The organism is Oceaniglobus sp. K40-3 (genome assembly GCF_055808395.1).
The window spans coordinates 2,910,038-2,935,538 of sequence record NZ_CM147868.1 but is presented as its reverse complement, the minus strand read 5'-3'; the positions used below and the strand labels follow the sequence as shown (position 1 = coordinate 2,935,538).

Annotated in this window: 19 protein-coding genes and 9 pseudogenes; 10 read left to right on the top strand and 18 right to left on the bottom strand. The window is 63.5% G+C overall.

What is annotated here, in order from left to right; genetic code table 11:
* Positions 1–5: 5 nt before the first annotated feature.
* The 8 genes from AC0L7P_RS15240 to AC0L7P_RS15205 form a co-directional block, all read right to left on the bottom strand.
* Entirely contained in the window at positions 6–575 is a 570-nt protein-coding gene (locus AC0L7P_RS15240) for a hypothetical protein (RefSeq protein WP_473433495.1), read from the bottom strand.
* Positions 572–1,030: a hypothetical protein gene (locus tag AC0L7P_RS15235; RefSeq protein WP_473433494.1), complete on the bottom strand. Its 459-nt coding sequence runs from the start codon at positions 1,028–1,030 to the stop codon at positions 572–574. Before AC0L7P_RS15235 ends, AC0L7P_RS15240 begins: the two co-directional genes overlap by 4 nt.
* Positions 1,023–2,387 (bottom strand): 3-deoxy-D-manno-octulosonic acid transferase, encoded by a 1,365-nt coding sequence (locus AC0L7P_RS15230; protein WP_473433493.1) that lies wholly within the window; start codon positions 2,385–2,387, stop codon positions 1,023–1,025. The genes AC0L7P_RS15235 and AC0L7P_RS15230 overlap by 8 nt, the downstream gene beginning before the upstream one ends.
* A gap of 42 nt (positions 2,388–2,429) precedes the next feature.
* Positions 2,430–4,316 carry an ABC transporter ATP-binding protein gene (locus AC0L7P_RS15225; RefSeq protein WP_473433492.1) on the bottom strand — a complete coding sequence of 629 codons (1,887 nt, stop codon included), beginning with the start codon at positions 4,314–4,316 and terminating at the stop codon, positions 2,430–2,432.
* Positions 4,313–4,927 carry an ATP-binding cassette domain-containing protein gene (locus AC0L7P_RS15220; RefSeq protein WP_473435479.1) on the bottom strand — a complete coding sequence of 205 codons (615 nt, stop codon included), beginning with the start codon at positions 4,925–4,927 and terminating at the stop codon, positions 4,313–4,315. The genes AC0L7P_RS15225 and AC0L7P_RS15220 overlap by 4 nt, the downstream gene beginning before the upstream one ends.
* A complete protein-coding gene (locus AC0L7P_RS15215; RefSeq protein ID WP_473433491.1) occupies positions 4,927–6,144 on the bottom strand; it encodes an ABC transporter transmembrane domain-containing protein in 1,218 nt (405 codons plus the stop codon). Before AC0L7P_RS15215 ends, AC0L7P_RS15220 begins: the two co-directional genes overlap by 1 nt.
* A gap of 282 nt (positions 6,145–6,426) precedes the next feature.
* A complete protein-coding gene (locus AC0L7P_RS15210; RefSeq protein WP_473433490.1) occupies positions 6,427–7,797 on the bottom strand; it encodes a radical SAM/SPASM domain-containing protein in 1,371 nt (456 codons plus the stop codon).
* Positions 7,787–9,937 carry a caspase family protein gene (locus AC0L7P_RS15205; protein ID WP_473433489.1) on the bottom strand — a complete coding sequence of 717 codons (2,151 nt, stop codon included), beginning with the start codon at positions 9,935–9,937 and terminating at the stop codon, positions 7,787–7,789. Before AC0L7P_RS15205 ends, AC0L7P_RS15210 begins: the two co-directional genes overlap by 11 nt.
* 118 nt (positions 9,938–10,055) lie before the next feature.
* Between AC0L7P_RS15205 and AC0L7P_RS15200 the strand changes: the two genes are divergently transcribed.
* The 5 genes and pseudogenes from AC0L7P_RS15200 (at position 10,056) to AC0L7P_RS15180 (ending at position 13,916) form a co-directional block, all read left to right on the top strand.
* Positions 10,056–10,364: a putative quinol monooxygenase gene (locus tag AC0L7P_RS15200; protein ID WP_473433488.1), complete on the top strand. Its 309-nt coding sequence runs from the start codon at positions 10,056–10,058 to the stop codon at positions 10,362–10,364.
* Positions 10,365–10,498: 134 nt separating this feature from the next.
* Positions 10,499–11,469: pseudogene (locus AC0L7P_RS15195) on the top strand (XdhC family protein).
* Positions 11,469–12,455, top strand: a complete 987-nt coding sequence (locus tag AC0L7P_RS15190) for a molybdopterin-binding protein (protein ID WP_473433487.1) — start codon at positions 11,469–11,471, stop codon at positions 12,453–12,455. Before AC0L7P_RS15195 ends, AC0L7P_RS15190 begins: the two are co-directional and overlap by 1 nt.
* Positions 12,456–12,562: 107 nt before the next feature.
* Positions 12,563–13,048 carry a (2Fe-2S)-binding protein gene (locus AC0L7P_RS15185; protein ID WP_473433486.1) on the top strand — a complete coding sequence of 162 codons (486 nt, stop codon included), beginning with the start codon at positions 12,563–12,565 and terminating at the stop codon, positions 13,046–13,048.
* Between the two features lie 82 nt (positions 13,049–13,130).
* Positions 13,131–13,916, top strand: a complete 786-nt coding sequence (locus tag AC0L7P_RS15180) for an FAD binding domain-containing protein (RefSeq protein ID WP_473433485.1) — start codon at positions 13,131–13,133, stop codon at positions 13,914–13,916.
* 59 nt (positions 13,917–13,975) lie between these two features.
* Here AC0L7P_RS15180 and AC0L7P_RS15175 read toward each other — a convergent pair whose 3' ends face one another.
* The 9 genes and pseudogenes from AC0L7P_RS15175 to AC0L7P_RS15135 form a co-directional block, all read right to left on the bottom strand.
* Positions 13,976–14,518: a fasciclin domain-containing protein gene (locus tag AC0L7P_RS15175; protein WP_473435478.1), complete on the bottom strand. Its 543-nt coding sequence runs from the start codon at positions 14,516–14,518 to the stop codon at positions 13,976–13,978.
* Between the two features lie 69 nt (positions 14,519–14,587).
* A pseudogene (locus AC0L7P_RS15170) lies at positions 14,588–15,148 on the bottom strand (fasciclin domain-containing protein); the annotation flags it as partial.
* A gap of 93 nt (positions 15,149–15,241) precedes the next feature.
* Positions 15,242–15,921 (bottom strand): annotated as a pseudogene (locus AC0L7P_RS15165) (M48 family metallopeptidase).
* Between the two features lie 43 nt (positions 15,922–15,964).
* Positions 15,965–16,434 (bottom strand): annotated as a pseudogene (locus AC0L7P_RS15160) (DUF6653 family protein).
* 232 nt (positions 16,435–16,666) lie between these two features.
* The gene (locus AC0L7P_RS15155) at positions 16,667–17,854 is read right to left on the bottom strand and encodes a vWA domain-containing protein (RefSeq protein ID WP_473433484.1); all 1,188 of its coding nucleotides are present in this window, start codon (positions 17,852–17,854) and stop codon (positions 16,667–16,669) included.
* Between the two features lie 4 nt (positions 17,855–17,858).
* A complete protein-coding gene (locus AC0L7P_RS15150; RefSeq protein ID WP_473433483.1) occupies positions 17,859–18,023 on the bottom strand; it encodes a hypothetical protein in 165 nt (54 codons plus the stop codon).
* Positions 18,020–19,399, bottom strand: a complete 1,380-nt coding sequence (locus tag AC0L7P_RS15145) for a DUF2927 domain-containing protein (RefSeq protein ID WP_473435477.1) — start codon at positions 19,397–19,399, stop codon at positions 18,020–18,022. Before AC0L7P_RS15145 ends, AC0L7P_RS15150 begins: the two co-directional genes overlap by 4 nt.
* Positions 19,399–19,842 carry a GNAT family N-acetyltransferase gene (locus tag AC0L7P_RS15140; RefSeq protein WP_473433482.1) on the bottom strand — a complete coding sequence of 148 codons (444 nt, stop codon included), beginning with the start codon at positions 19,840–19,842 and terminating at the stop codon, positions 19,399–19,401. The genes AC0L7P_RS15145 and AC0L7P_RS15140 overlap by 1 nt, the downstream gene beginning before the upstream one ends.
* A gap of 229 nt (positions 19,843–20,071) precedes the next feature.
* On the bottom strand, positions 20,072–20,911 hold the full coding sequence (locus tag AC0L7P_RS15135) for an AAA family ATPase (RefSeq protein ID WP_473433481.1): 840 nt from the start codon (positions 20,909–20,911) through the stop codon (positions 20,072–20,074).
* A gap of 181 nt (positions 20,912–21,092) precedes the next feature.
* Between AC0L7P_RS15135 and dksA the strand changes: the two are divergent.
* Together dksA and AC0L7P_RS15125 are read left to right on the top strand one after the other, a co-directional pair.
* Positions 21,093–21,516, top strand: a pseudogene (gene dksA, locus AC0L7P_RS15130) (RNA polymerase-binding protein DksA).
* A gap of 50 nt (positions 21,517–21,566) precedes the next feature.
* Positions 21,567–22,733 (top strand): annotated as a pseudogene (locus AC0L7P_RS15125) (FAD-dependent monooxygenase).
* Between the two features lie 34 nt (positions 22,734–22,767).
* Here AC0L7P_RS15125 and tpiA read toward each other — a convergent pair.
* Positions 22,768–23,519 (bottom strand): annotated as a pseudogene (gene tpiA / locus AC0L7P_RS15120) (triose-phosphate isomerase).
* Positions 23,520–23,662: 143 nt separating this feature from the next.
* On the opposite strand from tpiA, the pseudogene AC0L7P_RS15115 reads away from it, so the two are divergent.
* From AC0L7P_RS15115 to AC0L7P_RS15105, 3 genes and pseudogenes are all read left to right on the top strand, one after another.
* Positions 23,663–24,354, top strand: a pseudogene (locus AC0L7P_RS15115) (phosphatidylserine decarboxylase).
* Positions 24,355–24,358: 4 nt separating this feature from the next.
* Positions 24,359–24,526, top strand: a pseudogene (locus AC0L7P_RS15110) (CDP-diacylglycerol--serine O-phosphatidyltransferase); the annotation flags it as partial.
* A gap of 97 nt (positions 24,527–24,623) precedes the next feature.
* Positions 24,624–25,103: a CDP-alcohol phosphatidyltransferase family protein gene (locus AC0L7P_RS15105; RefSeq protein WP_473435476.1), complete on the top strand. Its 480-nt coding sequence runs from the start codon at positions 24,624–24,626 to the stop codon at positions 25,101–25,103.
* Positions 25,104–25,501 lie beyond the last annotated feature (398 nt).

Genomic DNA, 25,501 nt, shown 5'->3' with positions numbered 1-25,501 from the left:
GTCCGTCATTGCTGCAACACCCGATCAACCACATTTGCGGCGCCATTTCCATGCACGGCGTCCATTGCGGCGGTGTTGAGGGTGAAAAATCTGTCTTGCACCGCCGGATCGGCCAGGGTGGCGAGATGTTGAAGAAAGCGCGCATCGCCATCGGGGGGATCGGCAAAGAACACCTCGGCGAGTCCGGCATGGGCGAAATTCTCAAGATAGGCGCGGTATTGTGGCCCCTCGAACAGGTAAATCCCGTGCCGCCCCAGCACCGCCGCCTGATAGCGCAACAGCCCGATCCGCCCCACCACCAACCCGCAGGTTTCCAGCAGGGCGGTCAGCCCCGGTTGCGGGCCGTGCAGGGCAAGGTTGGGGTGATCTTTGGCCACATCGGCAAGGGCGCTGCGCGTTTCGGCGGGGTAAAGCGGCCCCATCACCAGATCAATCCCAAGGCCGGTGGGTGCCAGATGCCGCGCCACCCGCAGGGAGAGGCCGGTGGGATCAGAGCCGCCGCAACTGACCAGCACCCGCCGGGGCAGGGGCGGGGCAACGCGGGCGCGGGCGGCAAGATAGGCGGCATCCATCACGGCGAATTCGGCCCCTGCCGCCCAATCCGGCGTGCGGGGGGCGGGCGCAGGTGGATAGCGCCCAGATAGGGGGTGATCACACAGGCGGGCGGTGTGGCCCCCGCAGGCGTGACAAAGTGATCGGGGGGCATGGAATCAATCACGGTAACGGGGCGGCCCGTGGCCGTCAGCGTGGCGATTTCCCGCGCCCCGGCCTGCGCATTGCCCGACCACATGATATCGGTCACGATATGGCTGGGCGCGATGCGGGTGGCCCAACCGCTGTCGGCCTGCACGATTTGGTCCGCCACAATCCCCTGAGTGCGCAGGATCGGCGCGGTGTCAGGTAGGCAGGCATAGATGTGGGCAACCCCGCGCCGCGCCAGCTCGCGCCCCAGATCGCGCAGGCGGATCAGGTGGCCCATGCCGATGGCGCGCGAGGCGTCGCCGCGCAGGGCGATCAGCGGCTCAGCCATCGCGCACCCCCAGATCGTGCAGCGCATCGGCGCTGCGCCGGGCTGCGCCAAGGTGGCGTTCGGTCAATCCGGCGGTGCGGGTGCGAAACGCGGCCAGTTCAGCGGGGTCAGAGAACAGCGTAACCAGCGTATCGGCCAGCGCCGGACCATCGGCACAGACCCGCAGCGCGCCACAGGCAATCGCCTCTTGCGCCGGAGTCGGGATGCCATAGACGCTTGGCCCGGTCACGACAGGGCGTTCCAGCGCAAGGGGTTCGTTCACGTTGTGTCCGCCCATATCGGCAAGGGTCGCGCCCACAAATACCACATCGGCCAGGGCATAGGAAAAATCCATCTCGCCCAGGCTGTCGGCCACCAGAATATCCAGATCGTCAGGGGCAGGGCCGTTGAACGCCGCGTCCCAGATCACGCTGCGCCGCCCCACGCGCCAGCCGTCCTGTTCCAATCTGTCGGCCACGGCACCAAAGCGTTGGGGGCTGCGCGGCGCCCAGACGATCAGGGGCGGGGTGGGCAGCCGGTCGTGCAGGGCGCGGATCACGCCGTGCAGCGCGTCTTCCTCGGCCTCGATGGACGACGCGATCATCCAGACCGGGCGGTCACCCGCCAGCGTCAGGCGCAGGGTCAGCGCATGGTCGATCAGATCACGGCGCGGGGGCAGGTCGAATTTCAGCTCGCCCACCAAAACAATGCGCGCCGGATCAACCCCCGCACGGGCATAACGATCAACGTGAACCGGCGTTTTGGTCAGCACCCGCGCCAACCCCTTGAGGAAAAACAACCGCAAACGCCCGGCGCGGGTGGCGCTGTCCCGTTGCAGGGACCGTTCGGTCAGATTGGCGTTGACCTTGGCCACCGGCACCCCGGCGCGCAGGCAGGCGGCGATATGGGCGGGCCAGATTTCGGCCTCGACGATCAGGGCCAGCGCCGGGCGGATGCGGCGCAGGGCAAGGCGCAACGCCCAAAACAGATCGACCGCCATATAGGTCTGGGTCAACCGGCCCGCGGCGATGTCATCGGGAAACTGGCGCCGCCCTTCTTCCAGCCCCGCCGGGGCGCTGTGGGACAGAATGATGTGATGGCCCCGTGCCATCAATTCGCGCAACAGCGGTGTCACCGCGCGGGTTTCGCCCAACGAGGCGGCAAACACCCAGATGCCGCCGGGTGCGACAGGGGGCAGAAACCCGAACCGGTGACGCAGATGGGCGGCATAAAGCGGTTCGCGCCGGGCGCGCAGCAGGACAAGCCCCAGCAGCAGCGGCAACAGCAAATGCGCCGCCACCTGATAGGCGGCATATCCGGCCCGCAAGGGCCAGGTCCACGGAAGGCGGGCGGGGGGCAAGGGAGAAACCTGGCGCATGGGGTCGCTTATGAAATTCGGCGCCACGCCGCAAGATGGCACCTAGGATGCCGCGCCGGGGGCAACCTGAGCAAGATCGTCAAACGACCCGTCCGAAGCGGCACACAACTGGGCATAAAGCCCCCCTGCAACCAGCAATTCATCGTGGGTGCCCTGTTCCACAACTTCGCCGGCCTGCAACACGATGATCCGGTCGGCATCGCGGATGGTGGCCAGACGGTGGGCGATGACAAGGCCGGTGCGCCCCTCAAGCAGCCGCGCCAGCGCCTTTTGGATCAGCATTTCCGTATAGCTGTCGATGCTGGCTGTCGCCTCGTCCAGCACCAGAATCTTGGCATCGGCCACCAGGGCGCGGGCAAAGCTGATCAACTGGCACTGGCCCAGTGACAGTGACCCGCCCCGTTCGCCCATCATCGTACCGTACCCTTCGGGCAGGGCGGTGATAAACCCATGGGCGCCCACCGCTTTGGCCGCTTCCTCAATATCGTGTTGGCTGATGTCGGGGGCGTTATAGCGGATGTTTTCGGCAATGGTGCCGGTGAACAGATAGGGTTCCTGCAACACCATGGCGATGGAACGGCCCAGCGAGGCCTGCGTCACATCCCGCACGTCCTGTCCGCCCAACAGAACGGCACCGCCCTGCACATCGTAAAACCGGTGCAACAGGGCCATGGCGCTGGATTTGCCCGAACCGGTCGGGCCGACAAGGGCAACGGTTTCGCCGGGATTCACCTTGAAATTCACGTCTTTCAGAACCGGATGGGCCGGGTCATAGCCGAACCGCACATCGCGAAATTCAACCGATCCATCCATGTCAGCAGGCAGATCGACCGCATCGTCAGCATCGGTGATATCCACCTTTACCCCCAGCACATCGATCAATCGCTGCCCCGAGGCCATGGCCCGCTGCATCACCGAATATTGCATGGTAAGCGAACGGATCGGATCAAAGAACCGCTGAATATAAAACAGAAAGGCCACCATCACCCCCACATCAAGGGTGCGGCCCAGAACCTTGGCCCCGCCCACCACAACGACAACCGCCATGGCAATGCCGGTAAGGGTGTCGACGATGGGCACCATGGTTTGCGCGTATTTCGCGGCGCGGCGGTGGGCGTTCAGGGTGTTTTGTATCTTGTCGTTGTAAAGCGCCGAATTCACATCCTGACGGTCCATTCCCTGCACTGTGCGCACCCCGTGAATCGCCTCGGCCAGTGCGCCGTTGGCGATGGATGTTGCCTCGTGGGCGGCCATGAAGGCGACGCGCGCCCGGGGCAGCCAGATGATGCGCACGATGGCCAGCACCGGCAAAACGCAGATCGTCAGCAGGCCCAACTGCCAATCCAGCCAGAGCATCGACACCACGATACCCACCAGCAAAACAATGTCACCGATGGACAGCACCGAGGTTTCCAGAAACTCCTGCATCGCGTTCACATCACCCTGAAGGCGCGACATGAGGCGGCCCACCTCGGTTTTGTCCATGAACGACAGGGACACGTCCTGAAGGTGGCTGAACATGGCGGTGCGGATGTCGAACAGTACATTTTCCGCGACCTTGCCCACCACGCTTTCCTGAATGAAACTGGCCCCGAAATTCACCAGAATGATCACGCCGAACACCGCCATGGACAGCAGCATCGACGGGCTGCCGCCAACCTTGGCGGCCAGTTCGCTGTCGATCACATGGCGGATCACCAGCGGAATCGTCAGTTGCGTGGCGGTAAACAGCAGCACGGCGATGACCGCGACGATCAGTTGTTTGCGATAGGGATGAACGAAAACGCCGATCCGGTTGACGATCTTGCGATCAAACACGGCACCGAAGATATCTTCCTCCATGCGGTGCGATCCGACCACCGCACGGGGCGGGCGGCGCCCGTCGTCGCGGATGTCGTTGCGTTCAACTTCGAGTTCGCCGGCTGTCATGCTGTTGCTCCGGTTTTGGCGGTCTTATCGACCGGGGTCATTTGCAGATCATGCAGCGCCTTGTAACGTCCGCCCAATGCCAGCAATTCGGCATGGGTGCCGCGTTCGACGATCCGGCCCTCTTCGATGAACAAAATCCGGTCGGCGTGCATCAGCGAATTCAACCTGTGCGCCACGATGATCGTCACCCGCTCTGACGCCTGCGCCTGAATGGTGCTGCGGATGCGCCGTTCGGTGCCGGCATCCACGGCGGCGGTGGAATCGTCGAATATCAGAACCGAAGGGCGCAGCATCAGGGTGCGTGCGATGGTCATTCTTTGCCGTTGGCCACCCGACAGGGACGCGCCCCGTTCGCCCACCACGGTTTCATATCCGGCGGGCAGGGTCGCGATGAACTGATGCAACTGCGCCGAGGCGCTGGCATCGGTGATCTGGGTTGGCGGCGCCCAGGGGTCGCCATAGGCGATGTTGTTTTCCAGACTGGTGGTGAAAAGATAGGCATCCTGCTGCACCGAAACGACGGCCCGGCGCAGGGATGACACAGTCACATCACGAATATCCTGTCCGTCGATGGTGATCCGTCCGGCGGTGGCGTCGTAAAACCGCGGAATCAGGTGGGCGATCGTGCTTTTGCCGCTGCCGGGGGGCCGACGATGCCCACGGTTTCACCGCGCCGGGCCTCGAACGAAATATCATGCAGGGCGCTGCGGGTGGTGCCGGGATAGGCAAAGCCGACGTTTTCGAATTTCAGCACCGCGTCGCTGACCTCGATATCCCTGGCACCGGGTTTGTCGTCGATGGCCAGATCCAGATCGAGCAGGGCAAAGATCCGTTCACCACAGGTGGCGGTGCGGGCAAGGGAATTGACCAGCATCCCCAACTGGCGCACCGGCATTTGCAGGATGGTCATGAACGTCAGGAACGAGGCCAGCGTGCCGACGGTAATGTCGCCCGAAATCACCTTGTGCCCCCCAACCCAAAGGACAAGCCCCATGGCGGTGAAAAACGACAGCGTCATCGCGCTGGTGTTGCGCACGCGGATGCCCACCCGATCATGGGCCAGCTCCAGCGCGCTTTGCGAGGCGGTGTTGTATTTGCCCAGCTCATGCCGCTTGGCGGTAAAGGCGCGCACCACACGGATACCGGCCAGATTTTCCTCCATCACCCGGCTGAGAACCGACAGCCGGTTCTGAAGCTCAAGCCAGGTGCCGCGCAACCGCATCTGAGTGACCGAAGACCGCCACGCCACGAACGGCACAAAGCTGAGCGCGACAAGCCCGAGGGTGAAATCGGTGGACAGCAGCATCGCACCACCGATGCCGATCAGCACCGTCAACAGCAACAGCCGCACAAGGCCGGTGGAAAAGAACATCCGCACGCCCTCAAGGTCCAGCATCCCGAGAGTGATCAGGTCGCCGGAATGAACCCGGTCGTGAAACCCGAAGCTGAGGGTCTGGATCTTCTGATAATAGGCGCGGCGCAGGGTATAACCCACGTGATGGCCCACGGATTCGCTGAAATAGTTCTGAAACGTGGTGAACAGCCCGCGCAGCGCCGACACCACCAGCACCAGAAGGGCGGTTGCCAACAGCGCATCCGACGCAGCCTGTGGATCGGCCCCGGCCAGTTGCTGGGTCTGGTCGATGGCCCGGCCCAGCAGGATCGGGATGCTCAGTTGCAGCGAGGCGGCGATCAGCGTCGAAACCAGGGCAATGGCCACCGCCCATGGGGTTTTCAGGGTCAGGCGGATCACCCGCCAGATCGTGTTGATCGCACCGGCCCAGCCGACAGTATCGGTCTGGCGCATGATTTCATCGTTCACAGCCATCATGGCCCCATGTCTGTTGGCGCGGAGGAAAATCAGTGTCGGACAGGGCGTGTTTCCCCGACCGGCCGCGCCGGTGATGGTGCGGCATTCTGCACCTTCTGAATGTTGAACACCCTGCACAGCGCCTGACCCTGATGTCGGCGCTTTGCAATGGCAGGCCGGGTGACGGGCGGGAATGGGCAGGATGTTGGCGCAGAGAAATTTGTTTGCGCTAAATCGCGCTCAGCCTATCGGCCTCCTGTCCGGGACGCAAGGCGCCTTTCCGGCGGGGCAAGAACACGCTCAGGCTGCGGCGGCGCGCGCCAAAGTCGCCATGCTGCCCAGATCGACGCCCGGGGTACTCAGGCGCGGATCGCCCAGCCGTGCCAACAGGGCGCCGTGCCGGGGGTGATCGGGCGCGCAGACATCCATTTCCGCAAAGCTGGCAGCATCGAAATGCCCCCAGTTGCGCAGCCGCAGGAAATAAACCCTATCGGCCCCCACCTGCCGGGCCAGATCGGTGAAATCGCCCATTTCATCGAAATTCATATCCTGCACCACGAAATCCAGCCGGAAACTGTCAATCGCGCCGCTGTGGCGCAACCGCCCCAGAAACCGCAGATTGGGCAGCAGGGTTGCCATTTCCCCGCCGCGCCGCACCACCCGATAGGTTTCAGGATCGGCGGCATCAATCGACACCCAGACCGACGATACATGCCCCCAAAGGCCCAGATCGTTCCAGGCGCGTTCATTGGCCAAAAGGGCGTTGGTGTGCAGTTGAATCCGTCGCTCGGGGGGCATGGTATCGGTCAGTTGCTTCATCAGGGTGCGGAAATGGCGGCTGCCAAACGGATCGCCCGAGCCAGTCACCTTGACCACCTCGGCGGCGCGCACCAGCGGCAGCATCTTTTCCTGAAACAGGGTGTTCAGCCGCTCGGTCGCTGCATGATCGAGGGTTATCACCTCGGTGCGGCAACTGGGGCATGAAATGTTGCACGACCGGTCATGGGACAGGATCACCCGGGTGGGTCCATGATCGACCCGCAACGCGCGTTTCGCGGTCGCATCGCGGGCGGGCAGGCGGCGCCCGGCGATGGCGGGGCAATGCCAGCGGCTGCAATGGGAAAAGTCGCCCTCCTGCACCGACCGGCGGATTTCCCTCGCGCTGGGCGAATTCCAGAATCCGTCGTCGCCCGTGGCATTCAATGGCCCGATGGGGGCGGGTTGCCAGGCGGAACAGCAGAAATGCACCTGCCCGTTGGTGCGCGATTCCATCTCGTTGAAGGGTGCCGCGCAGGTTCGACTGGCCAGCCAACGGTCGGTTTCAGTAATCAGATCGGCGGCCTGTTCGGCGGCCGCATCGACCAGACGTTGCGCCAACAGATCGTGGTGATCGCGGTTGATGGTTTCGCGCGCCAACCTGTCGGCCAGCGCCCATTCGCGCCGCTCCAACGCTACCCAGGATGCGGTGTTCAGCGTGACAATGGGGGCGCTGGCACGCGCGCTTTCCACCTGTTCCAGCCAGCCGGCAACCTCCTCCGCCTCGGCCAGAACCCGGGTTTTCAGGGTTTCGACCAAGGCCTGCGCCGTCTGATCCGGCCCTTCCAACAGCCGCCTGCGCCGCAGATAGCTGGCCGATTGGGCGGCGATCTCGGGGGTGGGATCAAAGCCCATTGAGCCGCTGTTCGCTGGCGATTTTCGCGTCGATCCGCGCCACCGCATCCGCCCCCAGATCGGCACGAATACCGGTGATCAGATCATCAATGTCGCGCACCTTGCCGATTTCGGCGCGCCGCGCGTTTTCATAGGCGCGGGGCAGGTCGCGCTTTACCAGTTTACCCTCGGAATAGGCGCGGGCCAATTCGCGGAACCCGTCCAGAAACCCGCGATCCGCCGACAGGCGGAACAGGTCAAGCACGCGGTCGGGGTCATCCTTGGCGGCGCCGCTGGCGATCAGATCCTGCGCGTAAAAGCGCGGCGCAAAGCGATCCCCCGCCGCCACCGCCCGTTCAAACCACAGGTGCGATTTCCCCCGATCCTTTTGCGTGCCCCAGCCATGGGCATAGCTGCGCCCAAGGGCGTTCATCGCCTCGCGCTGGCCATTGGCGGCGGCCAGTTGATACAGCGACAGGGCGGCCTGTTCGTCTTTTTCAACGCCAATCCCCTTGCGATAAAGATCGGCCAGCGCATTCTGTGCATTGGCCCACCCCATCCCAGCGGCCAGACGATACCACAGCACGCCTTCCTCGGGCTGCGCGTCGCGCCCCTGTCCGCGAATATACATGGTGCCCACATTGGTGCGCGCCCGCAGATTGCCCAACGCCGCCGCGCGCCGGTAATAGGTGCCTGCGGCGTCATAGTTCCGCGCGCCGCCGCGCCCCCGGATCGCCATATAACCAAGGTTGGTCAGCGCGGCGGAATAGTCGCGAAACGCGGCGCGGTTGTAATAGGTGCGCGCCCAGTCATACCGCCCGGCCACGTCAAGGATGCGCCCGAACTGAAACAGCAGCCGGGGGTTTTCGGGATCATTGCTGAGCGCCGCCGCACAGGCCCGCGCCGCATTGCGCAGGTTCACCAGCCCGTCACGGGTGGGGGGCGCCACGCGCTGTGGATCGGCGGGGTCCGAGGCCAGAACATCGCATTTGGTCACGATTCCGTTCAATCCCCCGGGCGCATCAGGCAGGGTATCTGGCCAGATCGCGAACAATTCCGCCGGAATTGTGTTGTTCACTTCGGTTTCGCCAATCACTTCGGCGGCCTCCGAGGCGCGGGCCAACCCTTGCAGGGTGGCGGCGGTCACGGCCCCTCCGACCAATGTCAGGCCGCGGGTGCTGTTGTTGTCGGTCGCTTCGGCAATCTCGCCAATCCGGCGGGTGGCGTCGGGGGTGTAACGGCTTTGGGGAAAGATGCTGACGAAATCGCGCAGCCCATCGGTGGTCAGGTCATGTTGCAGAAAATACCACAGCACCTCGTCCAGGCTGGGGCCATCGGCACTGGCCACCTGCACGGCATCGCTGCGTTCGGTGTCGGGGCCGAACGTGGGATCAACCTCGATCGAGCCGACAACCCAGGGGATTTGCAGCCCGTCCGTGGCAACGCGCACATCCCGGCGCACGGCACGCAGGGCCGATGAAATGGTCGTGCCTTCGTTGCGGATGGCGCGCGACAGGGCCAGGGCATAGGGGCCGTTGCCGCCCTTTGGCCCGTCAAAGGCCAATTCGCCCGCGCTGGTGGAATAGGCGATCAGGGTCTGGGCGCCGCCGCTTTCCTGAAACGAAATCCCCCGCGCATAGGATGAATCGAGCGCCGAAAACGGATCGTTCCGGCAGGCATCGACAAACACCACGCGCAGGGCGTCACCCGTTGCGGTTCCGGGGGCGACGGCGACGGCCTGCATGACATCGCTGAGGGGAAACCGCTTGGCGTTGATCTGATCGGCGGTCAGTTCGGTCACATCCACGGCCAAAAGTTGATTCTGGCCGTCGAACTGAAACGCGTGGCCTGCATAGTAAACAACGCCGATCTCGGCACCGTCGAACTGGGCGCGGATTTCATCCAGAACCCGGGGCATATCAGCGCGCTTTATGTCAAAATGGGTGGATACCGCAAACCCCGCCTCGGCCAATGCCTGTGCCACGGTGGTGGCGTCACGCGCGGCGTTGGCCAGCGGTGCGGCGGGATAGCTGACGTTGCCGATCACCGCCGCCTCGAACCGGGCGGCAAGGGCGGGCGCGGCGGCAAGGCACAGCACAAGGGCGGCGGCAAAAAGACGGGGGTGGTTGGCATGGCAGGCACCTCGCGGTTTTGTCAGCATGACCCAAGGTAACATCAAATGGCGGTGGCGGTGATGGAAAATCTGCAAGGGCGGCGCGCGATTGCGACTGCCGGTCAGATCGTTAAGGTCAGAAGCTGACACTCAAAAGGAATATCCCATGTCAGACATCGTTCACGTTATTGCCGTTCTGGAAACCAAACCCGGCGCGCGCGATGCCGTTCTGGCCGCATTTGCCGATCTCGTGGATGAGGTGCGGGCCGAAAAGGGGTGCCTGAAATACATCCCTTCGGTGGATTCAGGGGCGGGCAACGCGCCTTATGGCGCCGATACGATCGTGGTGATCGAAGAATGGGCCACACAGGCCGATCTGGATGCCCACGGCGCCGCACCCCATATGGCGGCGTTCGGAAAGCTGGTGAATGACAAGATGGCCGCGCGCCAGATTCACATCATGACGGCGGCCTGACGCCAAACGAAAATGCGGCGCCCCGGTGCATGGGGTGCCGCCCTGCCGGGCCATGGCGGGCCATATTGCTCTTGCGCTGGACACGCCGCGCGCTCTGTCTCATGATCCACCCGGACAGATGCGAGGATCCCCCCATGACCGCCGGATTTGACGATATTCCCGAAACTGCCCTTGCGTGGCACCGTGCCGGCAAGGGGGCGGCCTTGGCCACTGTGGTTGAAACATGGGGGTCGGCCCCCGCCCGGTGGGCAGCCAGTTGGCCATCTCGGGCGAGGGCGAAATCGCCGGGAGCGTGTCCGGCGGCTGTGTCGAGGGCGCCGTGGTGGTCGAGGCGCTGGAGGCAGTGGAGCAGGGCGGGCCACGGATGTTGGAATTCGGCGTCAGCGATGACGAGGCCTTTGCCGTCGGGCTGGCCTGTGGCGGGCGTATCCGGGTGCTTGTCGAGGCGATAGAGCGGGATATTCCGGTGCCGCTTTTGGCCGATCTGGTGAAACAGCGCGCCGAACGGGCGCAAGTGGCCTATGTGGTGAATACCGCCGATTGGTCGCGCCGTCTGGTGGGGGCAGAGGCATTTCCCGACCGGTTCCGGCTGGATCGTTCGGGGTTTGAAGAAGACGGCGAAACCTTTGTCGGCATTCACAACCCGCCCCTGCGGCTGGTGGTGGTCGGGGGCGTGCATATCGCGCAACCCCTGATGCCCATGGCGGCGATGCTGGGCTATGACGCGGTGCTGGTTGACCCGCGCGAGGCGTTCGCCTCTGCGGCGCGGTTTCCCGGTGAAACGCTGATCCACGACTGGCCCGATGCCGCCCTTGCGGCGCATGGGCTTGATGCGCGCACGGCGGTTGTGACCCTGACCCATGATCCGAAACTGGATGATCCGGCGATCATCACGGCCCTTGGGGCACCGGTATTTTACATCGGGTCGCTGGGGTCGCGCCGCACCCATGAAAAACGCCGCGCCCGTCTGGAACAGGCGGGGTTCGATGCGGCGGCCATTGCCCGGATTCACGCCCCGGTGGGCCTTGATATCGGGGCGCGCAGCCCGGCGGAAATTGCCGTGGCGATCATGGCTGAAATCACCCAGTGCCTGCGGCAAGGCTGATGGAATTTTCAACTGTCCCACTGGATATGGCCGAGGGCGCGATTTTGGCGCATTCGGTGGACCTGCCCAAGGGCCGGCTGCGCAAGGGGCGCTGGCTGAACGCCGAGGATATTGCCGCGTTGCACGGTGCGGGGGTTGATGCGGTAACGGTGGCGCGCCTGACCCCGGGCGATGTTCACGAAGACGTTGCCGCCACCCGGCTGGGGGCGGCGTTGTTGCAGGGGGCGGCGGGGTTGCGGGTTTCAAAGGCGGCGACGGGGCGGGTCAACTTTTACGCGACGGCGGGCGGGATCGTTCAGATTGACGCCGCCGCAATAACCGCCATCAACCGGCTGGACCCGGCCATCACCGTGGCCACCGTGCCCCCCTGGCATTGGGTGGATGACCGGGTGATGATCGCCACGATCAAGATCATCCCCTATGCCGTAGACGAAACGCCCCTGAAACAGGCCGAAACGCTGGCCCCCGGCGCGCTGACCCTGGCCAGTCCGGCCCTGCGCAGCGCCGGTTTCATCGAAACCACAGGCGGGCGCGATCTGGGCGACAAGGGCGCACGGGCGGTTGCCGCGCGCCTGTCGGCGATGGGGGTTTCGATGGAGGATCGCCAAAGGGTGCCCCATGATGAAGCGATGCTGGCCGATGCGATTGCCCGCGCCACGGGCGACATGATTTTGATCCTGACGGCCACGGCCACGTCGGACAGCGATGATGTGGCCCCTGCCGCTCTGCGCCGGGCCGGGGGGCGGGTGCAACATTACGGGATGCCGGTCGATCCGGGCAATCTGTTGTTTCTGGGCGATCTGAACGGGCGCCCGGTGATCGGTCTGCCGGGCTGTGTGCGTTCGCCCGCCCTGAACGGGGCGGATTGGGTGCTGCAACGGGTGATCTGCGGCGTGCCTGTATCGGGGGCCGATATCATGGGCATGGGGGTGGGCGGATTGCTCAAGGAAATTCCCAGCCGCCCACGACCGCGCGAGGGTGGCTAAGCGGCACCGTGCCCGGTGTCGGGGTGCCGGGTGTCAAGTGAAAAGAGAGGTTCTCAATCCCCGGAACCCGTGGTTTAACTCGGCCAAGCAAGATCAGGAGAGCTGTAATGTCCAAGGTATCCATGCGCGTGAATGGCCGCGCCGTCAGCGGTGAGGCCGAAGGGCGCACCCTGCTTGTCGAATTTCTGCGCGGTGATCTCGGGCTGACCGGCACCCATGTGGGATGCGACACCAGCCAATGTGGCGCCTGCGTGGTGCATGTGAATGGTGCGGCGGTGAAATCCTGCTCCATGTTTGCCGCCGAGGCCGAGGGCGCCGAGGTGACCACCATCGAAGGCATGGCCAACGCCGATGGCTCGCTTGGGGTGATTCAACAGGCGTTCCGCGACTATCATGGGCTGCAATGCGGGTTTTGCACCCCCGGCATGGTGATGAGCGCGGCGGCCCTGCTGAAAGACAACCCCAAGCCCAGTGAGCAGGACATCCGCGCCTATCTTGAAGGCAATTTCTGCCGCTGCACCGGCTATCACAACATCGTCAGGGCAATTATGGCCGCCAGTGGTCAGGACGCCGGCGCCATCGCCGCCGAATAGGTTTGTTGACGGCGGTTTTTGAGTATTTGGACCAAGACGAAGCCGGGGCAATCGCCCTTTCTTCGGACACAAGGAAAATGACATGTACGCATTCGAGATCGAGCGCCCGTCGACCATCGCCGAGGCGGTTTCCGCCCTGGCCACAGACGACGCCCAGGCGCTGGGTGGCGGGCAAACCCTGATTCCGACCCTAAAGGCGCGGCTGGCAATGCCGGGCAAGCTGGTGTCGCTGTCGGGCATTGGCGAAATGCAGGGCATCCGCACCGATGATGACGGGCGGCTGTGCATCGGTGGCGGCACCGTTCATCGTGCCATTGCCGAACAAGACGTCTTTCCGGGGCTGGCGGGCATGGCCGCGCGGATCGGTGATCCGGCGGTGCGCAACCGCGGCACCATTGGCGGGTCGGTGGCCAACAATGATCCGTCCGCCTGTTACCCTGCGGCAGTTCTGGGCACCGACGCCACGGTCGTAAGCGACCGGCGCGAAATTGCGGCAGATGATTTCTTTCAGGGCCTGTTCACCACCGCGCTGGACGAGGGTGAAATCGTGACCGAGGTGAAATTTCCGGTGCCTGAGGTGTCGAATTATCAGAAATTCGCCCAGCCCGCATCGCGGTTTGCATTGGTCGGGGTGTTTGTTGCCAGGTTCTTTGATGGGGTGCGTGTTGCGGTGACAGGCGCGTCGGAAAGCGGCGTGTTCCGCTGGTCCGAGGCCGAAGCGGCGCTGTCGGATGATTTCACCGCCGGGGCAATCGCCGGGCTTTCGGTTTCGGCGGCGGGCATGATTGCCGACACCCACGGCAGCGCAGCGTATCGCGCGCATCTGGTCAAGGTGCTGACCGGGCGGGCGGTAGAGGCCGCCGCCTGATTGGCCACAAAAAGACCGCCCACCAAGGTGGGCGGTCCAGTTGGTGCTGTCTGACCCGCTTACTTGGGCAGCAGCACACCGTCGATGACATGGATCACGCCGTTTGACTGATTAACGTCTGCAATCGTAACTTTTGACGCATTCCCGCTTTCATCGAAGATATAAACAGCGCCCGACGGGGTGACCTTGGCCGACAGGGCGTCGCCCGACAGGGTGGTAAAGTTGAAGAACCCGCTGCGTGATGCTTTGGCCTTGGCCACGATATTGGCAGCCGACCATTTACCAGCCACCACATGCGCGGTCAGGATCTTGGTCAGCGTTGCCTTGTTTTCCGGCTTGAGCAGGGTTTCGACCGTGCCATCGGGCAGGGCGGCAAACGCCTCGTTCGTGGGGGCGAACACGGTGAACGGCCCGGGGCCTTTCAGGGCCTCGACCAGACCGGCGGCTTTTACGGCAGCAACCAGAGTAGTGTGATCGGCCGAATTCACCGCGTTGTCGATGATGTCCTTATCGGCAAACATCGCGGCGCCGCCGACCATGGGGTTATCGTTCATGGCCATTTTGCCGTCGGCCATCTTGTCCTTGTCCATGCCGGTTTCCATCGGCATGGTTTCCGCCATCTTGTCATCCGCCATGTCGGTTTCCATCGGCATCGCTTCGGCCTTTTCCTCAGCCGGAAGCAGCACCCTGTCGATCACATGGATCACGCCGTTGGATTGCTTTACATCCGCGATGGTCACATGGGCCACGCCGCCGGTTTCATCGGTCAGGGTGATGGTGTCGCCGTCATACTTGGCCTGAAGCGTGCAACCGCCCAGGGTTGGCACCGGATGAGTGCCGCCGTCGTCCTTGATCATGCCGCGAATGGCATCGGACATGGCATTGGCCCCGACCACGTGGCAGGTCAGGATCTTGGTCAGCATCGCCTTGTTTTCCGGTTTCAGCAGGGTTTCAACCGTGCCATCGGGCAGGGCGGCGAAGGCTTCGTTCGTGGGGGCGAACACGGTAAACGGGCCGGGGCCCATCAAGGTGTCGACCAGGCCGGCGGCCTTGACCGCAGCGACCAGCGTGGTGTGATCGGCCGAGTTCAGGGCGTTTTCGACAATGTTCTTGTCGGCAAACATCGCCGCGCCACCCACCATCGGGTTGTCGGTCTGCGAATGGCTGGCGGCAAAGGCGGGGCCTGCGGCCAGGGCGATGATAAGGGTTGTGGTTTTCAGGATCGAGCGCATGGTGGTCCTCCGGGGGTTGATCTTCTGTGCGAACCCACGGGCAGGGGCGGCGCAAAGTTTCAAACCCTGTCGGTTTTTGTTGGTGGCGCCGATTTATCCCCAGCGCGCCTCGTTCGCTTCGATCGCGGCGATCCGTTCGTGGGTCTTGGGGTGGCTCATCAGCCAGGCGGGTGCGGCGCCCCCCGCGCGCCGGTCAGCGCTTCCAGCTTGGTGAACAGCGTCTTTTGCGGCGTGGTGCCGATGCCCGCGCTGGTCAGCAGCGCCGAGGCATAGGCGTCGGCCTCGTATTCATCCTTGCGCGACAGACGCGCCGCCAAAAGCGATGTCACCATCCCGGCGACCCAAACGCCAATGCCCGGCAGAAACCGCGACAATACCATGGCAAGCGCTGTGCGCAGGGCGTTCTGGCCGGAAAAGTCGATCATCCGCCGCCGGGAATGGCCCAGGGCCACATGACCCAATTCATGGGCGATCACGCTGGCGATTTCTTCGGCGGTCACATCACCGTTGCGATACCGGTCGTAAAACCCCCGGGTGATGAATATCCGCCCGTCCGGCGCGGCCAGCCCGTTGACCGGTTCGATTTCATAGATGTGGACCTTGATCCGCGTCAGATCCAGCGCGGCGGCCATGCGATCACACAACGCGCGCAGGGTGGAATCGGCCAGCTCAGTCGATTTTTCGTTCAGCTCGCGCGCCGTGCGCCAGGCCGAAAAGCGATACATCGCCAGCCCGTAAAGAAGCGCCAGAAGGATCGGGGTAAACTTCAGCATCCCTCAGATATGGGGCAGGGCAGCCGTCAGAGCAAGCGCCGCCTTATCGCAACCAGGCCGCATATTCGGGATGAAGCGCCGCCATATCGTGATAAAGCCACACCATGCGGTCAAGAAACCACAGCTTGCCCAGCACCACGATGACACAGCCACAGACCACCGCCCAGGGCGCCAATATCCATAGCCCCCAGACCAGCGGCACCAAACCCAGCCCCGACAGGATGCTCAGCACGGTTGCAGCCCGGGCGTGATGGGCCGGAATTTCTATCGTTTCGGCGTTCAGCCAGACCCGCTCGCCCATCACCGCCCGCGACATCCAGTGCCGGGTGCTGGCTGGGGGCCAAAGACGCGCGGGTTCACCCATGTCCAGATGATCAGCGCGGCCAGTGGAATCAGGCACCACCACCCGATCCAGATCCGGGCAAATATCGCCAGCGCCATCAATGGCAACACAGGAAGCCGGGTCAGACCTGACCACGGGTTGGCGTGCCGTTCCCAAACCGGGTCGGTCATGGCAAAACTGGCGGCAAGGCGGCCCATCACGGCCATGGCTGCGGCTCTCTCTTTTTCTGACGGTCTTTGGGGGATATGGCCGGTTGAGCGCTGAATTGAAAGTGCCAGCGTGACGCAGAGCGGGCGCATGTTTCAGACCTGCACCGCATACCCGGCGCGCGCCGACCGGCAGACCACCAGCAACGGGCGCCAAACAAAACATGTCGTGGCGCCGTCAGGCGCCTCCGCCGGATCACCGTGACAGCGTGCGCGTGCCCTTGGTCAGCCCCTCTAGTGTCATTGGGACCATGCGCTCAGGGCCAAGGATATCGCGGATGATCGCGGTGCTTTGGGTGTGGGGCCAGTATCGTTCGGGCACGGGGTTGATCCACAGGTGATCGGGCCAGTGATCGCGGGCGCGCTCCAGCCAGGTTTGGCCAGATTCGGGGTTCATATGTTCGTTGGCCCCGCCGGGATACAGGATTTCATAGGGCGACATCGCAGCATCGCCCACAAAGATGCATTTCCAATCGGCGCCATAGGTGCGCAGCACCTCCCACGTTGGGGTTTGCGCGTTCCAGCGGCGGGCGTTGTCGCGCCAAAGACCCTCGTAAAGACAATTATGGAAATAGAAATGTTCAAGGTGTTTGAATTCAGATCGGGCGGCCGAGAATAATTCCTCAACCACTTTGATGTGCGGGTCCATTGATCCGCCCACATCCAGCAACAACAGCACCTTGACCGCATTGCGCCGCTCGGGGCGGGTGCGCACGTCAAGCCAGCCCTGATGCGCCGTGGCGCGGATCGTGTCGTCCAGGTCCAATTCTTCGGCGGCACCATCCCGCGCCCATTTGCGCAGGCGTTTCAGGGCCACCTTGATGTTGCGCGTGCCCAGTTCAACACTGTCGTCCAGATTGCGGAATTCGCGCCGGTCCCAGACCTTGACCGCCCGTTGGTGGCGGCTCTCACTCTGGCCGATGCGCACCCCTTCGGGGTTGTATCCATAGGCGCCAAAGGGCGATGTACCGGCGGTGCCGATCCATTTGTTGCCCCCCTGATGGCGGCCCTTCTGCTCCTCCAATCGCTGTTTCAATGTCTCCATCAGTTTGTCAAAGCCGCCCAGGGCGTCGATTTCAGCCTTTTCCTCGGCGCTCAGATGCTTTTCCGCCATCTTGCGCAGCCAGTCTTCGGGCAGGTCGATGGCGTTCAGCACCTGTTCGGGGGTGATTGTTTCAAGCCCGGAAAACGTGGCGGCAAAGGCACGGTCGAACCGGTCGATGTGGCGTTCGTCCTTGACCAGAATACAGCGGGCGAGAAAATAAAACCCCTCGACATCATAGGTGACAAGACCGGCCTGCATTCCGTCAAGAAACGCCAGAAATTCGCGCAGGGACACCGGAACGCGGTTCTGGCGCAGCTGATCGAAAAAGGGCAGGAACATCGCCTTACAGGGATCGGGCCAGGAAAATGCTGACGAACAGCCCCACAAGGGCGGCGGCGATGGCCAGACTGGCCGCATATTGCAGCATGTCCAACCGGGTGCCGCCGTTTTTGCGCGCGATAAGGGCGCCGGTCACGGCACCGATGATCGCCAGGATAAGAATGATCATGAAGCATCCCTGCTTTTGGCCGCAAGTCTGCGGCGCGGGTTGAGGGCGGCAATTTCTGCGGCCCGTTTGCGCACCTCTGCGTCTGATCCAAACCCATAGCGTGCCCAGCCCAGGCTGTCACGGCGCAGGGCGTCGGCCTCGGCGGTGCGGCCCAACAGATCCAGCGCCTCGACCTTGACCAACATCAGGTTGGCCAGAAGGGCGGCGTTTTCGGCATTGGCCACGGTCGGCAGATGCCGGTCAACCAGATCAATCGCAACCTTGGCCTGCCCTGACGACAGGGCAAAGGCGGCCAGTTGCATGGCGATATGGGCCTCGTGGATTTGGGTGTTGGGATTGGCGGCATAGATCCCCCCGGCCTGAAGGAACGCGGCCAGCGCCAGTTCCGGGTCGCGCCCCAGCGACAGCCGCCCCAGCGCAAACAGTGAAAAGGCAAGCCGGTTGTCGTTCCAATTGGCGGCGCGGGCCAGTTCAACGGCGTGTTTCGCGGCCTCGCGACGCCGCGATTGCGTTGCCCGGGGGCCAAGGGCTGTTTCGATCTCGGTGATCCAGGCGCGGCTGGAACGGGTGCGCGGCGGGGTGGTGATGCGATCACCCGCCGGGTTCAGCCGTGACAGGATCGCGGGCAGGCGGCGCGCCACAGTGGCGCGATCCATCCCCGAGTGCAGCTCTGACGCATAGGTGACACGCAGCATCAGCATATCGAACCCGGTCAGGACAGTGCGGAAGTTATCGTCGTTGAACACCGAATCCGTCAGGCGATACAGATCGTTGAGCGGGCCAAGGGCCTGGGCCACCTCTTCGTGCAGGCAATCGCGCACCTCTTGTGGGGCGACATCGGACGGGATGAACACCGCCATGCGTTCGCGGACCTCAAGGGTGGCCCAATCGGTGACATGGGTGCGGCGGTTGCGTTTGAAATCGCTCCAGTCAGTGACCCGTGGCACGACGAAACAGGCGGCCTGGGGCACGGCACGCTGCAATTCGGCGCGCGGGATCAGTTCGATGGTGATCGAGGCGGCGTTTTTCGGGCGGGCGCGGCTGATGTCGATCCCGGCTTCGCTGCGGAACCGGGCGATCAGGCGGTCCAGATCGCCCTGCATCCCCGGCGGGGTCTGCCCCAGAACGCGGATCGTTACCGGGCCTTCAAAGCGGGTAAGCACAGGCAGCGGACGCCCGGATTCCAGCATGAAGGACAGATCCAGAAAATCGGCGGCAAGGGATGCGTTCGAGCGGTTTGGCGGCGTCACATGGGGCGCGGCAAAGGTTTTCATTGGCGGCAGGGCCGTCAGGTTGGTCTGGGCGCGGTCCGTCTGCGCGCCGGGGGCGCAGGCCGCAAGGGCCACAAAGGCGGTAAGGGCAAGGGGGCGCAACATCATGACCGGGCGTATTTGATGAAAGGTGTCAGGGTCGCGACCCGGTCGTAAAGTTTGCGGGCGGGGGCGTTGAATTCCTGGGTCAGCCAGTAAACCGAAGGCGCGCCTGCGGCATCGGCCGCCGCGTAGACGGCCTTGATCAGTGCGGCCCCCACGCCGGTGCCGCGCACGTCGGGATCGGCATAGAGATCTTGCAGATAGCAGGTGTTTTCCACCTTCCAGCCATGGCGGTGAAACAGGTAATGGGTAAGCCCGACAGGCCGACCATCGACAGCGGCGATCAGCCCGCTGAAATCCTGCGGATCGTCCCCCAGCAACCGCGCGAAGGTGCTGTCAAAAACAGCATCGGGCAGGGCGGTTTCATAAAAGTCCAGATAGGCAGTCCAGAGGCGCGTCCAGTCCGGGCGGTCCGTGGAGGCAAGAGGGCGGATATGCAGCGTCATGAAGGGCGGGCCAATGAATGAGGGGCAAACAGCGGGTCACGTGATTGAGTCGGCCCACACTAGGGCATGCCCCCTGCGAACGCCATGGCAGCGCGGGTGGGTGGCACGACGGTGTGCAGCGGCGGCGGCAGGTGTTGCGCGGCAACACCAGATTGGGCGGTCTGCCGGGCACCCCGGCTGTCCGGCTGCGCCGGTCAGCGGCCCGCCCGCCATCCACGCCCGGTTGATATTATCGTCGGCCCCGCGCCATGAAGGCCAGCCGTTCGAACAATTGCACGTCCTGTTCATTCTTGAGCAATGCGCCGTGCAGTTTCGGCAAGGCATCGGCGCCACGATGTTTCAGATCCTCGGGCGTCAGGTCTTCGGCCAGAAGCAGTTTCAGCCAGTCGAGCACTTCGGAGGTTGAGGGTTTCTTTTTCAACCCCGGCGTATCGCGCACCTCGTAAAACTGCGTGAGGGCCGTGGTCAGCAGTGCGTCTTTGATATCGGGATGATGGACGCGCACGATCTTTCGCAGGGTGTCGGCATCGGGAAAGCGGATATAGTGAAAGAAACAGCGCCGCAGAAAGGCGTCGGGCAATTCCTTTTCGTTGTTCGATGTGATGATGACCACGGGGCGATGATGCGCGCGCACGGTTTCACCGGTTTCGTAAACGTGAAACTCCATCCGGTCGAGTTCTTGCAGCAGATCGTTGGGGAATTCGATGTCGGCCTTGTCGACCTCGTCGATCAGCAGAACCACCCGTTCAGGGGCCGTGAAGGCCTGCCACAATTTACCTTTGCGGATGTAATTGCCCACGTCATGAACCCGGGAATCGCCCAACTGGCTGTCGCGCAACCGGCTGACGGCATCGTATTCATACAGCCCCTGTTGCGCCCGGGTGGTGGATTTGACGTGCCATTCGATCATCTTCATGCCAAGGGCCTGCGCCACCTGACGGGCGAGTTCGGTCTTGCCGGTGCCCGGTTCACCCTTGACCAGCAGGGGCCGTTGCAGGGTTATGGCGGCATTTACGGCAACGGTCAGATCGTCGGTGGCGACATAGGCATCGGTGCCTGTGAATTTCATGGTGTTTTCAAACCTCTGCCTGTCCTTGTTCACGCGCCCGAACCACGCGGTCACAATGCAACATGGTGCCCTGAATGCCTAGTGACAACCGCCCGGTGTTCGGATATTGCACCGCCCAAGGGAGATGCCCATGGCCAATCACACGTATGATGACACCACGGGGCAATGTGAGGGAGAGAAGATGAAGGTAGATTCCTTTTTGCCCGACGATTACCGTCCAGCCGAAGGTGAGCCGTTCATGAACGACCGCCAGGTCGAGTATTTTCGCCGCAAGCTGTTGGCCTGGAAGGCCGACCTGATGGACGACAGCAAGAGTACCGTTCAGGGGCTTCAGGATGGCACGCGCAACATCCCCGATGTGGCGGATCGTGCCTCCGAGGAAACCGACCGGCTCGCTGGAGCTGCGCACCCGGGATCGTCAGCGCAAGCTGGTCACCAAGATTGATGCCGCCCTGCGGCGGATCGAAGATGGTGAATACGGGTACTGCGAATCGACGGGTGAACCAATTTCACTCAAACGTCTGGATGCGCGCCCCATCGCCACCCTGAGCCTTGAGGCGCAGGAGCGGCATGAGCGGCGCGAAAAGGTGCATCGCGACGATTGAGCGCGACAACAGACAGGCATTGAACGCCGGGGTGGCAGCGCCCCGGCGTTTTGTTTTTGACAGGCAGGGCGATGAACGCGGCTGAGATCACAATTCTGGGGGGCGGGATTGCCGGGCTGGCCTGTGCCACTGCGCTGGCGCGGTTCGGCGTTGCGGTTCGGGTGCTGGAACGGGCACCTGCACTGGGCGAGATCGGCGCCGGGCTTCAGGTCAGCCCCAATGGCATGGCGGTGTTGCGCGCGATCGGGGTGGGGGGCGATCACCGAACGCTCGACCCGCAATGATGCCGTGGTGCTGCGGGCGGGCGCGACAGGCGGGCGGTTGATTCGGATGGCGATGACGGGTGATGGATTTCGCTTTGTGCATCGGGCCGATCTGATCGGGGTTTTGGCTGCGGCTGCGCGCGCGGCGGGGGTGCGCATTGAAACCGGGCGCCCGGTGGCGGCTGTAACGCTTGCGCCAGAGGGCGCAGAGCTTACCTTTGGCGATGGTCGGCAAGAGGTTGTGGGGCCGATTATTGGTGCCGATGGCGTGCGCTCGGTGCTGCGCCCGGTGGTGAATGGCCCCGGAGAGCCGTTTTTTACCGGTCAGGTGGCATGGCGCGCGCTGATCCCCGACACCGGGGGCGCCTGCGAAGCCGAGGTGTTCGTCGGCCCCGGTCGGCATCTGGTGCGCTATCCCCTGCGCAATCGTAGGCTGGTCAATCTGGTGGGCGTGCAGGAACGCACCGCCTGGGCCGAGGAAAGCTGGCACAGCGTGGGCGATCCGGCAGAGTTTCGCGCGGTGTTCGATGGGTTCTGCGACCGGGTGCGGCGCGATCTGGCGGCGGTGGAGCAGGTTCACCTCTGGGGGTTGTTCCGCCATCCCGTGGCCGATCATTGGCACAGGGGGCGGCGGCCCTGATCGGGGATGCCGCCCATCCGACCCTGCCATTTCTGGCCCAGGGGGCCAATCTGGCCCTCGAAGATGCCTGGGTGCTGGCCAGATGTCTGGCCGATCACCCCGTGGCGCAGGCTTTGCCGCTGTATCAAAGCAAACGCGCCCAAAGGGTGCGCCGGGCCATCGCGGCGGCCAATGCCAATGCGCGCAATTATCACCTGTCCCATTGGTGGGAAACCGGCCCGGCCCATGCCGCGCTGCGGCTGATGAACCGGACCGCGCCCGGCATGATGCTGCGGCGGTTTCAGTGGTTATATGACCACGACGTGACCGCCTGAGCGAAGAGCGACCGTCAGGAAGCGATGAGCGCGCTCAGGCCTGCTCCAACGCCGCGATGATCCCGCCAAAATCATCGGCCTTGAGCGACGCACCACCAACCAGCGCCCCATCGACATCAGCCACCGCAAAAATCTCGGTGGCATTCGACGGCTTGACCGACCCGCCATACAACAGGCGCATCCCGCTGCCGTCCGCGCCGAACCTCTGTTCCAACGCGGCGCGCAGAAACCCATGCACCTCACGGATCTGCTCCAGCGTCGGAACCTTGCCCGTGCCAATGGCCCAGACCGGCTCATAGGCCACAATCGTATTGGCCGCCGTTGCGCCATCGGGCAGCGATTCCGCAAGCTGCGTGGCACAAATCGCCAGGGTTTCGCCCGCCTCGCGTTGCGCCAGGGTTTCGCCAATGCACACCACCGCGATCAGACCGGCCCCATGGGCGGCTTGGGTCTTGGCCCGTACAATCACATCGGTTTCACCGTGATCGCTGCGCCGTTCGGAATGGCCGGTGATCACATGGCTGGCCCCGGCATCCAGCAGCATCCCGGTTGAAATATCGCCCGTATGGGCGCCATTTTCGGCGGCGTGGCAATCCTGCCCGCCCACGCTCAGCGGTGTCCCTTGTGCCACGTCAGCCATCCGGCTGATCAATGTGGCGGGGGGCACAGGAGAATATCGCACCCCGGGTCTGGGTGGGCGGCCAGCAGGGCGCGCACCTCGGACAGGGCCGAAGCGGTGCCGTTCATCTTCCAGTTTCCAGCGGCCAGTTTGCGTCGGGCGGTCATGGGGGTATCCTTCTTGTGCTGCGCATGTGCTGCCTTGGCTTAGCCCGGAATCGGGGCAGGGGCCAAGGGGGCGGCATCGCGGACATTGTGATTGATCGGCATTTCTGCCAAAGGAAGCCAGCCACGATAGGAAACGACCGACCATGAACATGATGTCCACTTTCGTCAAACCCATGCACCCCGAGGGGCGCAGGTTCGTGGCGATCTTTGCCGCGATCACCCTCGTGCTGTTTTTGCTGTGGGAACCGCTGGGCTGGATCGGGGTTGGCCTGACGGTCTGGTGCTATTATTTCTTCCGCGATCCCAAACGCACGGTGCCAACCCGCGAGGGCCTGATCATCAGCCCCGCCGATGGCGTTGTGTCCTTGATCGAACCGGCCATCCCCCCGGCAGAGCTGGGCATGGCCGACACGCCCCTGACCCGGGTCAGTGTGTTCATGAACGTGTTTAACTGTCATGTGAACCGTGCCCCCATCGCCGGAACCGTGGCCGCCGTTGCCTATCGCCCGGGGAAATTTTTCAACGCCTCGCTGGACAAGGCCAGTGCGGACAATGAACGGATGTCGCTGGCGCTGACCCTCAAGGACGGGCGCCAGATTGCCGTGGTGCAGATTGCCGGCCTCGTGGCGCGGCGCATCCTGTGTTTCGTCGAACGTGATACCGTGCTGCGCACCGGCGAACGGTTCGGATTGATCCGCTTTGGCAGCCGGGTCGATGTGTACCTGCCCGAAGGTGTTTCCCCCTTGTTTCTTTGGGGCAGGGCACGATTGCAGGCGAAACCGTGCTGGCCGATCTGACAACGATCGAGCTGCCCCGCCAGGCCCGGGTGGAGTAAGCCGATGAAAACCCCCAAGGCGCCGAAATCGGAAATGCACATTGTGCAGCTTTTGCCCAACCTTCTGACCCTGGCCGCGATCTGCGCCGGGCTGACGGCGATCCGGTTCGGGATCGAGGGAAATTTTGAACGGGCCGTGCGGCTGATCTTGCTGGCCGGGGTGCTTGATGGCCTTGATGGCCGCGTGGCGCGCCTGTTGAAAAGCGAAAGCCTGATCGGGGCCGAACTGGATCTCGCTGGCCGATTTCGTCAATTTCGGGGTGGCGCCGGTGCTTTTGGTCTATCTCTGGGCCTTGCAGGACATGCGCAACGAAGCATGGATCGCGATCCTGATCTTTTCGGTCTGCTGTGTGACCCGGCTGGCCCGGTTCAATGTCGGTGCGCGGGCCGGGGGGCACGAGGCGCCAAAGGGGTTCTTTACCGGTGTCCCCGCGCCCGCCGGGGCAATTCTGGCGATGTTGCCCATGTATCTGGCGTTCCTTGACGATTACGCCCCCCAGGACACCCCTGCCGAACTGGCGATTTGTGTGTGGATCGTGATCATGGGGTTGCTGATGATCAGCCGCGTGCCGACCTTTTCCCTGAAATCCACCACCATCGCCCGGGAAAAGGTGCGGTATTTCCTGATCGGGTTCGTCTTTTTCATCGCCGCCCTGCTGACCTATACGTGGCTTACGCTGGCAATTTGTTCGCTGCTTTATCTGGCTTCCATCCCGTTCAGCATCCGGGCGGCGCGGCGCACAGCCTGAGCGGGCAGGCCCAATCCCGTGCCAATCTGGCACTGTCGCTGCGGCAGGGGCAACCGTGGCCCAAAGCCAAACCTGCCCGCGCCCGGATATGTTGAAAACCATCGACAGCACCGGCAGGCGAATAGGCGCATCTATAGCGTTCCGACGGATTGAAATCCCTATGCGGCGTTGATTTCGTCAAGCGATTTTGCAAACCGTCTCTGGGGCGATCATAGGATTTCAATGGATTGTACGGGGGCGGTAAACCGGTTCTGGTGCCCCGAAGAGCCGGGCAACGGCCCCATGTCAACGTGCATTCACCGGGCCAATGCGGACCTTCGCCATGATCTCCATGGCTGCAACCCGGCTGCTTTCGAACGCTCTTGCGGGCGGGATCAAGGCCGACAATCTGTCATTTT

Excerpts from the sequence above, each read along its gene's own strand:
- AC0L7P_RS15190 (WP_473433487.1), top strand. The coding sequence starts at position 11,469 with ATGGAATTTTCAACTGTCCCACTGGATATGGCCGAGGGCGCGATTTTG.
- AC0L7P_RS15225 (WP_473433492.1), bottom strand. The coding sequence starts at position 4,316 with ATGACAGCCGGCGAACTCGAAGTTGAACGCAACGACATCCGCGACGAC.
- AC0L7P_RS15150 (WP_473433483.1), bottom strand. The coding sequence starts at position 18,023 with ATGATCATTCTTATCCTGGCGATCATCGGTGCCGTGACCGGCGCCCTT.
- AC0L7P_RS15140 (WP_473433482.1), bottom strand. The coding sequence starts at position 19,842 with ATGACGCTGCATATCCGCCCTCTTGCCTCCACGGACCGCCCGGACTGG.
- AC0L7P_RS15185 (WP_473433486.1), top strand. The coding sequence starts at position 12,563 with ATGTCCAAGGTATCCATGCGCGTGAATGGCCGCGCCGTCAGCGGTGAG.
- AC0L7P_RS15215 (WP_473433491.1), bottom strand. The coding sequence starts at position 6,144 with ATGGCTGTGAACGATGAAATCATGCGCCAGACCGATACTGTCGGCTGG.
- AC0L7P_RS15155 (WP_473433484.1), bottom strand. The coding sequence starts at position 17,854 with ATGTTCCTGCCCTTTTTCGATCAGCTGCGCCAGAACCGCGTTCCGGTG.
- AC0L7P_RS15175 (WP_473435478.1), bottom strand. The coding sequence starts at position 14,518 with ATGGAAACCGGCATGGACAAGGACAAGATGGCCGACGGCAAAATGGCC.
- AC0L7P_RS15200 (WP_473433488.1), top strand. The coding sequence starts at position 10,056 with ATGTCAGACATCGTTCACGTTATTGCCGTTCTGGAAACCAAACCCGGC.
- AC0L7P_RS15135 (WP_473433481.1), bottom strand. The coding sequence starts at position 20,911 with ATGAAATTCACAGGCACCGATGCCTATGTCGCCACCGACGATCTGACC.
- AC0L7P_RS15205 (WP_473433489.1), bottom strand. The coding sequence starts at position 9,937 with ATGCTGACAAAACCGCGAGGTGCCTGCCATGCCAACCACCCCCGTCTT.
- AC0L7P_RS15235 (WP_473433494.1), bottom strand. The coding sequence starts at position 1,030 with ATGGCTGAGCCGCTGATCGCCCTGCGCGGCGACGCCTCGCGCGCCATC.
- AC0L7P_RS15230 (WP_473433493.1), bottom strand. The coding sequence starts at position 2,387 with ATGCGCCAGGTTTCTCCCTTGCCCCCCGCCCGCCTTCCGTGGACCTGG.
- AC0L7P_RS15210 (WP_473433490.1), bottom strand. The coding sequence starts at position 7,797 with ATGGGCTTTGATCCCACCCCCGAGATCGCCGCCCAATCGGCCAGCTAT.
- AC0L7P_RS15180 (WP_473433485.1), top strand. The coding sequence starts at position 13,131 with ATGTACGCATTCGAGATCGAGCGCCCGTCGACCATCGCCGAGGCGGTT.
- AC0L7P_RS15145 (WP_473435477.1), bottom strand. The coding sequence starts at position 19,399 with ATGTTGCGCCCCCTTGCCCTTACCGCCTTTGTGGCCCTTGCGGCCTGC.